A 15,288-nucleotide genomic window follows, 5' to 3' on the forward strand; every position below is an offset into this window, starting at 1 on the left:
AAAAGATTTGGATTATAGTATTCCTTTTATACCGAACTATCAGGGCAAAATTATATTGTCCGATTTATCGGATATCTCTCGGAAAATAGGGTTACCTATTTTAGGAATACTACCTGTTTATTATCCCGGTTTCGAAGTGTATATGGATTTTGGGAAAGGAAAAATTATTTGGCAATTAATATCCACGCAAAAAAGGGTAAAGACAAAAGATATTTTTTGCGAAAAAATGTTTTTTTCCTCTGAAAGTGCAATGCCCCAAATTCCTATTACTCTCAATAATAAGATTGCTGTTGTCGCTAATATTGATTTTGCACGGAACGAATATATTATTTTTCCTATGAGTTTTGTCAATGAAAGGTCTTTAATAGCAGGAGATAGTAAATTTGTTCACTTTTGTAATAAAAAGATTATTCAGTATTTCCGATTAAAAACATTACGGTTAGGTAATCAAAAATTTGAAAATCTTCTTTCCGTTTCAGTGCCGGGAGAAAAAGAAATTTCTCTGGGAATTTCTTTCTGGAAACAGTTTGCACTCAAAATGAACTATGAAGAAGCGGAAATATGTTTCTTAAAGATGAATATTTCTAATGAAAAGGAATGGGCGGGAACAGGTATATTGCTCGATTATTACAATGACCAAGGTTGGGTTATTGGTGTTATTGAAAATTCTTCTGCTTGGCAGAATAATCTAAAAGGAGGTGAAACTCTTATAAAAATAAATGAATGGGATATTAAATCCTTAAATGCAGCTCAGATTACACATCTGTTAAATTTGCCCGCAGGAGCAGAAGTGGTTTGTGTAGTGAAGGATTTATCAAATGAAATAAAAAGTATAAATTTAATATCGCAAAAGATACTTTGATTAGAAATTCTTTGTCTTCTCTAAAAAAAATGAGGTGCCGGTAGGGGGCGACCGGCACCTCTATAAATTTTAACTCTGAGGGGGGTCAGAGTTAAGGAGAGGTAGCAGAGTTGCGGAGAAGCGGAAGAGAGGATTCCCGGCCGGGGTAAACCGGGATATCAGTTATTCCGGAGAGAGAGAGATGCACTGCAGTGGTAATGGGAGGACAACCACTGGCAGCTATTTTATGTACTTCGCTATGTGTTGGATTCAATTGAACCTTGATGTGTAGTAGTAGCATAGGGAACACATTCACAACTCTGCTACCAACACATATATTATAACATAGACAATGTGTAAATACAAGTGCTTATTATATATATAAATTTTGAAATATATACTTTAAACCTAATTTAAATATTTGTTTTTTAAATACTTATGATTTACAAAAAAAATATTATAAAAAAATAAATAAATATGATTTGATTTTTCTAAATGAAATGCCAAAACAAACATAAAAATAATTGTTATTTAGATAACAAATAAATAATTGTCTTAAAAATTGAAGGAAATAAGGATAAACAAAAGATAAAGAGAAACTCTATAAAAATTGAAAATTTTAGTTAAAATTAAGTTTTTTTATTTTTAAGAAATTTTTTAATGGATTTAATGACAGTGGCTAAAACTTTGAGTCTTGCAAAGAGTTTGTCATTCCCTTCAACAATAGTCCATGGAGCATAGACTGTTGATGTCCTATCAATCATATCGGATACCGCTTCTTCATAATCTTTCCATTTTGCTCTATTACGCCAATCCTCCTCTGTAATTTTCCATTGTTTGAAAGGATTGGATTGACGCTCTTCAAATCTTTTTAATTGTTCCTCCGGAGATATATGTAACCAGAACTTAATAATAACGGCTCCCCATTTTGCTAATTGCAATTCAAATTCATTGATTTCACTATATCCACGCATCCAATCTTTGGGTTGAGCAAAACCTTCTATTCGCTCAACCAACACTCTTCCATACCAGGAACGGTCGTAGATAGTAAAGTGTCCCGCTTTAGGTAGTGCTTTCCAAAACCTCCATAAATGATGATGTTTTTTCTCCTCACCTTGTGGCGCCCCTATGGGAATTACTTCGTAGCCACGGGGGTCTAATTCGTTAACCAATCTTTTTATAGCTCCTCCTTTTCCCCCAGCATCCCAACCTTCGAACATGATTACTACAGGTATTCTTTCCTTAAAACAGATAGATTGTAACCTCCGTAATTCTTTCTGTAGTTTGGGAAGTATTTCATTATATTGTTCTCGAGGAACAGATTGGGATAAATCAACTTCTTTTAGTGGGTCTGTTTGTCGTGGTGCTATTGGATATGTGGGGATACTTAATCCATTTTTTAATGTATTATCCCATTTTGAAAGCAGGATATTACCTGCCTCTGCAATACAGTATCTTTCATCCATAGCAGGAATAATATTCCATGGTGCTATATCTGTATATGTTTCTTGCAATACAATATTTATAATTTTATATAAATCATCATACGCTTTTAATAATTCCTTATTTTTCCCTTTGGCTCTCCATTGGAAATCCGGGTCCTTTTCAAGCTTTTCAAAACGCTTTTTTTGCTCTTTTTTAGGGATATGCAAAAAGAATTTAATAAGTAAATTTCCATCCTCAATAAGATGTCGTTCAAAGGTTAAGATTTCTTCTAATTCAGAGCGGATTTTACTTGAACTCCAACCCTCTTTCTGTGCCTCTAATATAAGAGGCCAATACCAACTATGGTTAAAAAAGGCTATATCCCCGTAACCCGGTAATTTGTTCCAAAAACGCCAGAGGTAAGGATGTAATTTTTCTTCTCTCGTAGGTTTGGTTATGTTATGCACCCAATAACCCCTGGGGTCAAGATTTAACAATAGGTGATTCAATAATGTCCCTTTTCCAGAGGTATCCCAACCTTCTATTAATATAATTGTTGGTATATTTTTTTGTCTCAATTCTCTCTGAAATGTTCCTAACGATAATTTCCATTGGTCTGTTATCTGTTTGAACTGTTCTTTTGTCATACGAGCATTCAAATCTACTTTGTCTAACATAATGAGTTTTCCTTGTTATTTCAGTTTTAAATCTAATATTTGATTATCTTCGAAGGCAATGGATTTCCTTTTGAATCCGTTATCCGTAATGTATAGCCCCAGAACCGTTTATTATTTGTAATTTTCATGAGGATATTATAAGTTCCTTTTTCAAAGGTTACAGGAATTATTGTCTTATCCGGTACTACAGAAGATTCCCCAAAATATTCAAAGATTAAATCTTTTTGCTTTTCGTTTATTAACCACACCTTAACAGCATCATTATAACCAAATCGTATTTGAGCAGAAACAGGTTGAAGAACTTCAATGGCACATAGTGCATAAGCACAGGCTCCTTCCTGTTGCCCAAAAATTTTATTAAGGTCCATAGATATTTTATTGTTCTCTATAGATAATATTTTCCAGTCCGTTGCATTTATATCCATTTCAGGGGGAAATTCTTTTTCGTGCGTTTCTTTAAAATTCTCTGCATGGAAAGGTCCTGCTACTTTCCAACGAGTAATTGGATTAAATAATGAGTAAAAAGATACTTCTTCTCCTTGAAGATATTTTTTCCCTATTTCCCATAAGTAATCGTAAGCGTGTTCGTAGTTATTAAGTGGAGCCGTTTGAAAACGGGGAATATCATCAGGACCTACGGGAAACGGCATGTAAGTAAAACCTGTTTTTTGCTGTAATGATTGAAAATCTCTTTTATTCAACAATTGAATTTTTTCTTGAAAGGAACTATCAGAAACAGGTTCTTTCTGTTTCAGTATTTGGACATAGTTTTCTAAAGGCTCTTCCCCTTCAAACAATTCCGCCTGACGACCTAATAACTGCTCATAACAATTATGACTGTAAATCCAGTGGTATTTTTTAGACGCAGATATATGAAGGGCGTATAATTGTTTTAATTCCGCTGTGGTAAGTCCTGCCTTATGACCATTATCATAATCATATCCCAAGGGCCATATCCCCGGTGCTATGGAACATTTTTCTTTCCAATATTTTTTAGCCCTGGGAGATAAATAGGTAAGAAAGATTTGGTCTATCCCTGCAATATATGTGAGAACTTCATCAGGATTTTTCAGACGATAAGTATGTTCAATACAATAATGAAGTCCTCCTGGAGCATTTTTCTTTGCTAATTCTTCAATCCATGTTAAGTGAATAATGAGTCCAAGGCTTAACCCTTGCTCTGGAAAAGTTAAGAATACCATATCGGGAAATACATTATATATGGTGTTAATTAAATCAGCACTTCTTTCCTTCACTTTTTTAATAAGGTCTTTTCGAGTGTAGGTATCATATTTATATCCCTCCCAATTAAAATAATATTGTTCCCAAATATATTCTATGTCGATGGCAAATCCTGTGCAGCCTGTCTCTTTGGCAAATATAGCGAATTGCCGAAAGTTATGTAGTACATTTTCCCATTGTAAATCATCAAACCAATTTAAATGATGGTCAAATGAAATTTTGAGAAAGGTTTCAGAACCTATTTTTTTACAAATGTTATTGGCTTCAACGGCTTTCTTAAAATTATCATCATCTTTTCCAATAGTCCACGGTTTTTTGTCATTTGCCCAAATGTTATCACTCCATTCACGGGCTATATAATCAAGGAAGAAAGCATTGACACCATTTTTTTTCCATAATTCTGCATCTTTTATAATCTGTTCTGGAGAAGCAGAAAAAAGAATTGTTTTAGGTGGTGCAGAATGGATTAAATCATTATCAGGTATAGAAAGTGAAAAAATCGGGATAGTTAGTAGTAACAAAAAATAGCCCATACACTATTCCTTACGTTTTCATATATTTTACTATTTTTCACAATGGAAAAAAAATAAAATGCAGATATATTTTTTACAGATATATTTAAGCAAAATATAAACCCAAAGCAAAATAGTATATAAGTATATAAATAGGATATGTAGAATATAGTATATTATCCTTTTGAATATATAGAACTTTTATAGTTATAATTAAGGCTTATACAAATATGTATTTTTTAGTTTAATTAAATGATTTATTATTTAAAATTAAAGTATTAGAATTACAGTAATGAAAGAAAAAACAGATAGAGCCGTTGAAGAATTAAAACTTCTTCTTGAGATAAGTGAAATATTAGACCGTAGTTATGACCTTCGGGAGGAACTATATCCTGTTTTACGGGCTATATCAAATCATACGGGGATGTTAAGAGGCACAATAACTTTACTTGATAAAGATAGAGGAGAACTAAGAATAGAGGCTGCTTATGGGCTTTCAGGCGAAGAATTAGAAAGAGGAGTATATAAAGTAGGTGAAGGAATTATTGGTAAAGTTGCCCAAATGGGAAGACCTATGGTTATTTCTAAAATATCTGCAGAACCCATGTTTTTAAATAAAACTGGCTCAAGAAAAAATTTACAAAAAGAAGAGATTTCATACATTTGTGTACCTATAAAAATTGAAAATTTAGTTTTAGGGACACTTAGTGCCGATAGAATTTATTCCGATGATGTTTCCTTAGATGAGGATTTGCGTGTTCTTACGATTATTGCATCCATGATTGCTCGTGCCGTTCGGTTGCGATTAAAAAATGAACAAGAGAGGGAGGCACTACTTCTGGAGAATGCGAGACTTCAAGAAGAATTAAAAAAAAGATTTCGCCCCTCTAATATGATTGGTAGTTCCGGGGCTATGCAAAAAGTTTACGATTTAATACAGCAGGTATCCATGACAGAAGCGACAGTGCTAATTCGTGGAGAGAGTGGCACAGGTAAAGAGTTGGTGGCTTATGCAATACATTTTAACAGCCATCGTGCTTCGGGACCGTTCATTAAAGTAAATTGTTCTGCTTTGCCGGAGACTGTTGTAGAAAGTGAATTATTTGGACATGAGAAAGGAGCATTTACAGGAGCATATCAGCAAAGAAAAGGGAGATTTGAGATGGCACATGGGGGTACGATTTTCTTAGACGAAATTGGAGATATGCCTCTTTCAACACAGGTAAAATTACTCCGTGTATTACAGGATAAAACTTTTGAGCGAGTAGGAGGAAGTGAAACAATTCGCGTGAATGTCCGTATTATTGCGGCGACAAATCGCGATTTGGAAAAATTAGTTCAAGAAGGTAAATTTCGCGAAGATTTATACTATCGCTTAAATGTTTTCCCTATTTTTCTTCCACCTTTAAGAGAAAGAAAAACAGATATTTTGGAATTAGCCAATTACTTTGTTGAAAAATACAGTCGTGAGAATAATAAATATGTCCGTCGAATATCTACCCCTGCTATTGATATGCTTATGAGTTATCACTGGCCGGGCAATGTTCGTGAGTTAGAAAATATTATTGAGCGGGCTGTAATTTTAACTACCGATGATGTTATCCATGGACATTATTTGCCTCCTACGCTTCAGACAGCCGAAGCTTCCAATACAATAATGAAGGGAAAATTGGAGGAAACATTAGAACGCGTTGAACGAGAAATGATTATTGAAGCATTAAAAAATGCAAAAGGGAACAAAGCAAAGGCAGCGAGGGAATTAGGTATCACGGAAAGAATTATGGGTTTACGAGTGCAAAAACTTGGAATTGACCCAAAAAATTATAAACCACAAAGAACAAGCCGTTCATTAAAAATGCAGTAAATAGGAATAATATCTATGAGCGAATTTCGAGGCACAACAATTATTGCGGTTCGTCGTAATGGAACAGTTGCTATGGCTGGAGATGGACAGGTTACTCTGGGCGATACTATTGTTAAAGGAACAGCCATAAAAATAAGAAGATTGTATGGAGGGAAAATCCTCGCTGGATTTGCTGGCTCTGTTTCCGATGCTTTTGCTTTGTTTGAACGGTTCGAAGGGAAATTAGAAGAATATCGTGGAAATTTAACTCGTTCTGCTGTAGAGTTAGGAAAATTGTGGAGAACCGATAAATATCTAAGACAACTCAATGCTATGTTGATTGTGTGCAATAAAGAAGAAATATTATTAGTATCCGGAACAGGAGAAATTATAGAACCTGATGACGATATTCTTGCTATTGGTTCCGGGGCCGGTTTTGCTTTAACCGCAGCAAGGGCTCTAATGAAGTACACAAACTTATCTGCAGAGGAGATTGCTTTAGAGTCTTTGAAACTTGCTTCTCAAGTGTGTATATATACTAATGAAAATATAAAAGTTGAAGTTTTATAAAAATTTTTTCAAAAAAATTTTTGTTGTTATAAAAAGTAAGAAAAAACGACTTATATAAAACCCGCATAAATTGAGGCTAAAAATAATATTCAAAAAAAAGTAAAAAAAAATTTGCGTTTTAAATATAATTTTGTTCATTATCAAAATAATTACAATTGAATAGCGAACAAGAGGAAAGAGCAATGAACTGTATTCATTGCAAAAACTTTCCTCATAAAATAAAACAGTAGGAGATACAACATGGCCGCTGCAAAGAAACCCGCTGCAAAGAAAGCTCCGGCAAAGAAACCGGCTGCAAAGAAAGCTCCGGCAAAGAAAAAGTAGTTAACAAAAAGTGATGTTCAATACATCACAAAATGCTTTCTCTCCTGGCCTGCAATTAAAAATAATTGCAGGCCATATTATTTTTAGAGAAATGGAGTAATACAGTATGTTTCGTAATCGTGAAAAAGAGATATTATTAAAATGCTTGAACAAAGCTATACAAAATTCTGCTCCCGGGGCTGTTGCGTATGTAGGGAAAAATAATGAAGTATTGTTTTTTGATTGTGTCGGTAAATGTGCAATATTGCCTTCTGAAGAAGAAATGAGAAAAGATACTATTTTTGACCTTGCTTCTTTAACCAAAGTGATAGCCACAACGACTTCTGTTTTGCTTCTTTATCAACAAGGGAAAATAAATTTAAGTGACCCTGTTTCTAAATATATTTCTGTCCCTAATTTTAATAAATTTTCAATAAGACACCTATTAACCCACAGTTCTGGTTTAATCGGATATGAAGAATGGTATAAAGAAATTTTCTCATTTGAAGATATATTAATCAGACTTTCAAAAACAGAATTGTTATTTGAGCCCGGGACAAAACATTTATATTCCGATTTTGGGTTTATGCTTCTTGCCCACATTGTAGAATTGGTTAGTGGAGAACATTTCGACCAATTTTGTAAAAAAAACATATTTTTGAAATTAAATATGAATACCACTTTTTTTAATGTTCCAGAGGAGTATAAAAATAGATGTGCCCCTACAGAAAAATGTGTGTGGCGAAACCAAATAATGCGTGGTGAGGTCCACGATGAACATGCATACGCAATAGGAGGAGTGGCAGGGCATGCAGGATTGTTCTCAACAGCAGAAGATTTATCCCAATTTTGTAGAGGGATAATGAATGGATATATTCTTGAACATGATGTAATTGAGGAAATGGCTACATGCAGAATAATTCCTAACTATCCATGGCAGGTATTAGGCTGGAAAACAGACCCGTTTTGGGAAAGTATTGAAGGACAACTTCCCTTCCGTTCTGCTTTAGGACACACGGGTTTTACAGGTACCTGTATGTGGTGGGATAGAAAGTCAGGGTATTATGCAATCTTATTGAGTAATTCGTGCCATCCCAGCAGGAAGACACGAGACAATCGAAAACTTAGAAAAACTTTTTATAATTCGGTTGCATTATTGATAGCCCCGGAGAAGATAAATGTTCATTGTGGAATAGATGTTTTACTTCGAGATGATTTTAAACCAATAAAAAATTCTTCCGTTACTTTATTTACAAACACTTCAGCAAGGGACATTCTTGGACACACTACATTGGATATATTTTCAACAACTGAGAATATAAAATTAAAATACATTATTTCTGCTGAGCATGGTTTGCAACTAAGTGAAGAGGCAGGTAAATCCGATAAGCAGAGACAATGGAAAGATAAACAAATTATAGATATATATGCTGAAAACACAAGTATTGATTGGCAACGAATATTAAAACAGATAGATTGGGTAGTAATAGATATACAGGATATCGGAAGTAGATACTATACCTATATTTATTCGTTATCACAATTAATGAAAATCTGCAATCAATATCATAAAAAAATGATAATATTAGACCGACCCAATCCTTTAGGAGGTGAAATCATAGAAGGTTTCTTACCCGACAAAGAATACTTAGGAGAAGTATGTTGGGGGAATGTCCCCATTCGTCATGGACTTACTATAGGTGAATCTGCATTATACTTAAAACAGACTAATGCTAAACTAAAATCTTTAGAATTATATGTAATTAAAATGGACGGATGGTTTTATGATTTACAATATCCCAATCTGGATTTACAATGGTTTTCACCTTCTCCGAATATTCCATCATTTGAATCAGCGTTATGTTATGTTGGGACATGTTTATTTGAGGGGACAAATATTAGTGAAGGACGAGGAACGCAAAATCCATTTCAAATAATTGGTGCCCCGTGGTTAAATTCCAATTTAATATTATCATCTCTTTCAGAAAATTTTAAGAAAGGTTTTGATATAAAGCCATGTTCATTCAAACCCATGGCTGTTCTTGGTAAGGCAACAAATCCCAAATATGTAAACGAATTATGCAATGGTTTATACCTTGAAGTAAAAGATTTTAATCAGGCAAGACCTTTTATGTTAACTTTAGAATTACTTCGATTAATTAAACTACATCATTCGGAACATTTTGAATTCAACAATCATTTCGAAAAACTTTCAGGCACTTCTTTTTTAAAAGCCGTGATAGAAGAAAAAAAATTAGAATATAATCTAGATAAAGAAAATAAAGTTCAGAAATATCTCGCTTCCCGACCTTATTTATACACAAAATATACAGATGAAAGGAAATCTATTGAGAATATATAAAACAAGGACAAAATTTAGATGATATTCAGTAATGCATCTAACATTCGGTCTGTTACTGTAATAATCCTTGTAGATGCTTCAAAAGCCCTTTGAAATAGCATTAAATTTGTAACCTCTTCATCCAGATTTACACCGGAGACTTCCTGCCTGCGTCGGTTAAAATCGTTTATAAACGAACGCTCCATTTCTAACACATCTGAATTGGCTCTTGCATTTATACCTATCTGGACAATCATGGATTGATAATATTCATCGGCGGTTTGAGTGCTATCTGAAAGTATGCGTTGGGATCTTAATTTAGCCATTGCTAAACTGGCGGTGTTATCTCCTGTTTCGTTGATGTTCGTACTATAACCAGAACTAATAAGGCGAGGATTGTTTATCAAATCTTGATTAACAGAAAGGGTACTTGCAGTATATCCTGTAAAGAAAGGATTCATTCCTATGGCAACAAGAACGCCTGATGTATCATTAGCAAATCGAAAAGAATATCCACTCGAAGGTGTTATTGTTAAGTACCCATCAGGGTCAATAGATGCAGTAAAAAAAGGATTAGCATTAATTTGATTGGCAATATCTGTTAATGAGGTAGAGTTCGCAGAAATGGTAACATTAAGGTTTGTTGCAATATTTCCGGAACTATCGTAAGCCAGCAATTGGAAAGAGCCATCATTAATAGAATAGGGGAGATTATTACTTGATAATGAAGCACTGGCATTAGGCACAGAAATAGTAGAACGAATTGCCCCACTGTATAATTCCAGTCCTCTACCCTGACTGTGAATACTATTTATAGAACCCGCAACGACTCTCGCTATTTCATTTAATTGTTCTTTTATACTTCTTAACTCTGTATCGCGAATATATAATAACCCCGCGAGAGAGCCATCAGATATTATGGCTTTTTCTTGATTATCCGAAAAGACAACAGAAAGAAAATCGGGACGTGTAGGGTCAATAGTAGTATCTACAACTGTGCTTAGAGTTCGATATTTCGTCCCGCCTACGATTTCAACCCCGCCCAACAGAACATCAATCTGTCCATCATCCCGTTCTCTTGAGGTAATGGAAACAATTTTAGAAAGTTGGTCAACAAGTAAGTCTCTGTCATCTCTCAAATCATTTGCAGATTTCCCTGCTATTTCCGTATCCCGTATTGTTTTATTCATTTCTACAATTCTCGTAATAAGAGAATTAATTTCCGGTATGGTATTCCGAATCTCCTCATTGGCATTACTTTCCAATAGGTAGACCTGTCTCGCAACTTCATTTAAGGATTGTGCAAGTGCTTCTCCTTCCTGAAGCAATGAAACACGGACAGGGGTCTCTTCTACATTATTAGCAAAATCCTGGAGGGCATCGAAAAATCTTGATAAATGGGCACTAAATCCCGTATCCCCCGGTTCCTGAAAAATATCCTGAATTCGCACGAAATAATTTGCAATAGTCTCGGTTCTCCCAAGGGCAGGGTTTTGTTCACGATAAATCTGGTCTAAAAATGTTTCCCGAATTCTTCGAATATCAGATATCGCAGGACCCCGACCAATAGCCCCATAAGGCCTATAATTAGGCAAACGGGTTGTTACCTCTACCCGTTGCCTCGAATAGCCTTCTTTATTCACATTAGCGATATTATGACCTGCTACATCCAGTTGAACCTGCGATACCAACATTCCTGCTCGTGCTATATCTAACGCACTAAATAATGTTCCCACAGATTTCTCCTTGTAAAAACGAATTACCAATTATTTGGTTTAGAAATAGCAATTCTTATACCAATTATCGGCAAAAAAATAAATAACTTAATTGCTAAGACTTTTTGTATCTACTGTTCTGATTGAAAAATTAAAACAGGAAAAAATTTTCCTGATAGTGGAAAAAATGACCTTATGTAAAACACAAGAATTATCTATTTGAAGAATATCATCCTGTAAATTTATTATTTATAGAATAGTTAAACAAAAGGGAATAATGATTATGAATATTCAGGATTTATTTGACCTTGTGATACAAGAGAAGGCTTCTGACCTTATTATTAGTGCAGGGGCTCCTCCTATATTAAGAGTTAATGGACAATTGTATCGAACACGAACAGATACCCTTACTCCAGAAGCAACCGAAAAGATGATTTTCAGTTTTCTTACTAAAGAACAAAAAGAACAATTTAAGCAAGAAAAAGAATTGGATTTTTCCTTAGCGGTGGGGAGAAAGCACCGCTTCCGTGTTAATGTTTATTATCAACGGCAGTGTGTAACTGCTGCCTTGCGTCCCATCCCCGAAAAAATACCTTCCTTGAGCGAATTAGGTCTTCCCGATAGTATTAAAGATTTAGCATTTGCACGGCAGGGACTTGTGTTAGTAACAGGACCTACAGGAAGTGGAAAGACGACTACACTGGCTTCTCTTATTGATATTATTAATAATCAGCGGGCATGCCATATAATCACCATAGAAGACCCTATTGAATATGTCCATAATCACAAAAAGAGCATTGTTGACCAACGCGAAATTGGCGGAGATACAATTAGTTTTGTCCGTGCCTTAAAATATGTTCTACGACAGGCTCCTGATGTAATTCTTATAGGTGAGATGAGAGACCTCGAAACTATCCAGTCAGCACTCACAGCCTCCGAGACAGGTCATCTTGTTTTTGCAACGCTACATACAAATGATGCTATTCAAACTATTGACCGCATTATTGATGTTTTTCCGGCTGGGCAACAACAGCAAATTCGATTTCAATTATCAATGGTTTTATTAGCAGTTATTTCACAGCGACTTTTACCAAGAAAAGGTGGAGAAGGTAGAGTTCTCAGTTATGAAATACTACGTGTCAATAATGCTATATCTAACCTTATTCGCGAAGGGAAAAATTACCAGATATATAGCGTGCTGGAAACCAATTTTAAAGAAGGGATGGTAACATTTGACCGATGTTTGAAAGAATTATATTTAGAGGGACTTATTTCGTATGAAGATGCTATTGCTAATATGAAAAATCCATCGGAATTAAAAGAGTCCATATCATAAAAGACTATCAAGTATCTTTGTGCAATTCATGAATTATTTCTGTAATAAGAGCTGTCCAGCCTGTTTGATGACTGGCACCAATCCCTTCACCAGTATCTCCATTGAAATACTCAAAGAAGAGATAATAATTATTCCACAGAGGATTATCTTTAAAGTATCTGGAAAAACCTAAAGAAGGAATTTCTCCACGGGAATTAGGAACAAACAAATTTCGAAGCCGTTGTCTGATTTCTTGGGCTATGTCCTTAAAAGTCATATTCCTTTTCCAACAAGGTACTGAAATTTTTAAATCTCCATATATGCTCCCCCATTTATCCATACTATCTAAAAACAGATAGTTGAGTGGGAACCAGATAGGACCAAACCAATTGGTATTTCCTCCAAACATTTTGGATTCCAACTCTCCAGGACAATATTTTATTTCAATCCGTTGCCTTGATGTGTGGATGTATATAGGTTTTTCATGATGGTATCGCGATAAAGAACGAAGACCAAAAGGAGATAAAAATTCAGATTCGTTTAATGCATAATTAATTAAAGCATTTCTTTGTTGTTCTGTAATGCAAGATAAAAATATAGAATCATTTCCTGTTTGTGAATCTTTATATCTTTTGTAAAAAGAATCCGTAAGTATTTTAGATTTAATAAGTTTCTCAACTTCTGCTGAAAGTTCAGGTAGAGCATATACAGGTAAACGGGCTACTCCAAAAAGAGGAACAAGACCTGAAAAAGAACGGATAGGATATTGAGATTTTTCTCCTTCTATGTTGAGTATCGGATAAAAAAATGAATCGCTTTCATGCCATAAGTAAGGAGGCTCATTATTCTGTAAGATTTCCGTTGCCTTAATAAAATGATGCAAAAGTCGTATGGCTATTTTTTCAAAATAGGGAAACATTAGAGATGTTGTGCAGGCTAATTCAATAAGATTCCCGATGAAAAATGGAGTCCAAAAAATACCCTGAGATTCCTCATTTTTATTTAAATTATCCGATGTTTTTTCTAAAATAGAAAAATTATCTAAACCAATTAATCCCTTGTTGAATAAAGTTTTTCCTTCTTTATCTTTGAGATTTGCCCACCATGTTAAGTTTGTATACAAACTATAAAATGATTCTATTAAAAACATAGAGTAAAGGTCTTCTCGGGGTATATCAAAGTTCATTTGTTCTATCTTTTGTATAATCTTATTTATACCCCATGCCATTACAGGAGGATTAATAGCCGAGAAATTCCATTCGGAAGAAGGTATCTGTCCTGTAGGACTTTGAAATTTCGGTGAGAGGAAAATCTGTAATTGTTTAATGGCAAAAATGGGGTCTATGCGGAACATAGGTATTAAATGAAACGGGATATCCCATGATGCAAACCACGGGTATTCCCATTTATCGGGAATAGATAAAATATCATCTGCATTTAAGTGCTTCCAGTTATTAAAACTTGAATGTGTTGTAAATTTTTGTAAATTATTGTATACATTTAACCATTCTTTTACCGAAAGTTTGTAATGAATTTTTGACCATAATAATCCTGCATAAGCCTGTCTTAACATATCCCTTTCAGGAGGATTTATTGTAGGTAATAAGATTTCTTGATAAAATTCATCGGCTTCTTGTTTTCGTTGTTCAATAAGAGCATCACAGCTTTCGCCAATAGGTTCAGGAGGTATCTCCGATATTGAAGAAAACCTCAATTGTAAAGAAACTTTAGAGTGAGGTTCGATTGGTAATGCATACCAGACACCAACACGCGTTCCTTTATTTTCTTTTGAAATATATTCCGAATTATTGTAGATAATATGTTGAGTAAAAGCATCGCGGGAAGAAGGTGAGTTAGGATTATCTTTATCCTGACAACCCACAAAGCCCGATTCATTTTCTGTAAATAACAACTGGGGTAATGTTTCTCCCTCTCCTGCACTAACTTCCAATCGATACTCACCTAAATGGGCATCTATAAATACAATATGGCTTGCTCCACCTCCATATATCTGAGGTTTGCGTTCTATTTTACCAAGTAAAGAGGACCATTGCCAGGTATTTCGAAACCAGAATTGAGGAATAATATGCAGCGGACGAGGATTGTCATCTCTATTCCATGCAGTAATACGAATTGCAATATCTTTAGGACTACCTTTTGCATATTCTACTTCTATATCAAAAAATTGCGAATTATCCAGAACCCCTGTGTCTAAAAGTTCGTATTCCGGGTCGAAACAAGACCGAGATTGATTTTCTGATAATAATTTTTCGTAAGGAAAACTTTCACAAGGATAACGATACAGAGCTTTTGCATACGCATAACTGGGTACGGCATCCAAATAATAATAGCATTCTTTAACATCTTCCGCATGATTTCCTTCAAGGGCATTTAGTCCAAAAAAACGCTCTTTTAAAAAAGGGTCAGAACCATTCCAAAAACTAAGAGCAAAACAAAGTTTTCCAGACCTATCACTCCATCCAAAAATACCATCATCTCCACAA

Annotated in this window: 9 protein-coding genes; 5 read left to right on the forward strand and 4 right to left on the reverse strand. The window is 34.7% G+C overall.

Annotation, left to right across the window (positions count from 1 at the left end; all coding sequences use genetic code 11):
- Positions 1–862 (forward strand): hypothetical protein (locus PLA12_12115; GenBank protein ID HOQ33241.1); only part of this gene is annotated, 862 nt, incomplete at its 5' end.
- 608 nt (positions 863–1,470) lie between these two features.
- Here PLA12_12115 and pap read toward each other — a convergent pair.
- A complete protein-coding gene (gene pap, locus PLA12_12120; protein HOQ33242.1) occupies positions 1,471–2,943 on the reverse strand; it encodes a polyphosphate:AMP phosphotransferase in 1,473 nt (490 codons plus the stop codon).
- A 32-nt stretch (positions 2,944–2,975) separates the two neighbouring features.
- Positions 2,976–4,718, reverse strand: coding sequence for a hypothetical protein (locus tag PLA12_12125; protein HOQ33243.1), 1,743 nt, complete (start codon positions 4,716–4,718; stop codon positions 2,976–2,978).
- A 271-nt stretch (positions 4,719–4,989) separates the two neighbouring features.
- Here PLA12_12125 and nifA point away from each other — a divergent pair, with 271 nt between their 5' ends.
- From nifA to PLA12_12140, 3 genes are all read left to right on the forward strand, one after another.
- Positions 4,990–6,561: a nif-specific transcriptional activator NifA gene (gene nifA / locus PLA12_12130; GenBank protein HOQ33244.1), complete on the forward strand. Its 1,572-nt coding sequence runs from the start codon at positions 4,990–4,992 to the stop codon at positions 6,559–6,561.
- A gap of 15 nt (positions 6,562–6,576) precedes the next feature.
- On the forward strand, positions 6,577–7,110 hold the full coding sequence (gene hslV / locus PLA12_12135; GenBank protein HOQ33245.1) for an ATP-dependent protease subunit HslV: 534 nt from the start codon (positions 6,577–6,579) through the stop codon (positions 7,108–7,110).
- Positions 7,111–7,540: 430 nt separating this feature from the next.
- On the forward strand, positions 7,541–9,775 hold the full coding sequence (locus PLA12_12140) for a DUF1343 domain-containing protein (GenBank protein HOQ33246.1): 2,235 nt from the start codon (positions 7,541–7,543) through the stop codon (positions 9,773–9,775).
- A 14-nt stretch (positions 9,776–9,789) separates the two neighbouring features.
- Here the strand turns inward: PLA12_12140 and flgK are convergent, their stop codons facing one another.
- Positions 9,790–11,490, reverse strand: a complete 1,701-nt coding sequence (gene flgK / locus PLA12_12145; GenBank protein ID HOQ33247.1) for a flagellar hook-associated protein FlgK — start codon at positions 11,488–11,490, stop codon at positions 9,790–9,792.
- 262 nt (positions 11,491–11,752) lie between these two features.
- Here flgK and PLA12_12150 point away from each other — a divergent pair, with 262 nt between their 5' ends.
- Positions 11,753–12,805, forward strand: coding sequence for a type IV pilus twitching motility protein PilT (locus PLA12_12150; GenBank protein ID HOQ33248.1), 1,053 nt, complete (start codon positions 11,753–11,755; stop codon positions 12,803–12,805).
- A gap of 7 nt (positions 12,806–12,812) precedes the next feature.
- Here PLA12_12150 and PLA12_12155 read toward each other — a convergent pair.
- A partial coding sequence (locus tag PLA12_12155; protein ID HOQ33249.1) for a hypothetical protein occupies positions 12,813–15,288 on the reverse strand: 2,476 nt, incomplete at its 5' end.

The sequence above is a fragment of the Candidatus Hydrogenedens sp. genome, from assembly GCA_035378955.1.
GTDB lineage: Bacteria > Hydrogenedentota > Hydrogenedentia > Hydrogenedentales > Hydrogenedentaceae > Hydrogenedens.

What these genes read in the sequence shown, in the direction of transcription:
- PLA12_12140 (HOQ33246.1), top strand. Translation starts at nt 7,541, where the DNA reads ATGTTTCGTAATCGTGAAAAAGAGATATTATTAAAATGCTTGAACAAA.
- PLA12_12150 (HOQ33248.1), top strand. Translation starts at nt 11,753, where the DNA reads ATGAATATTCAGGATTTATTTGACCTTGTGATACAAGAGAAGGCTTCT.
- nifA (HOQ33244.1), top strand. Translation starts at nt 4,990, where the DNA reads ATGAAAGAAAAAACAGATAGAGCCGTTGAAGAATTAAAACTTCTTCTT.
- pap (HOQ33242.1), bottom strand. Translation starts at nt 2,943, where the DNA reads ATGTTAGACAAAGTAGATTTGAATGCTCGTATGACAAAAGAACAGTTC.
- hslV (HOQ33245.1), top strand. Translation starts at nt 6,577, where the DNA reads ATGAGCGAATTTCGAGGCACAACAATTATTGCGGTTCGTCGTAATGGA.
- PLA12_12125 (HOQ33243.1), bottom strand. Translation starts at nt 4,718, where the DNA reads ATGGGCTATTTTTTGTTACTACTAACTATCCCGATTTTTTCACTTTCT.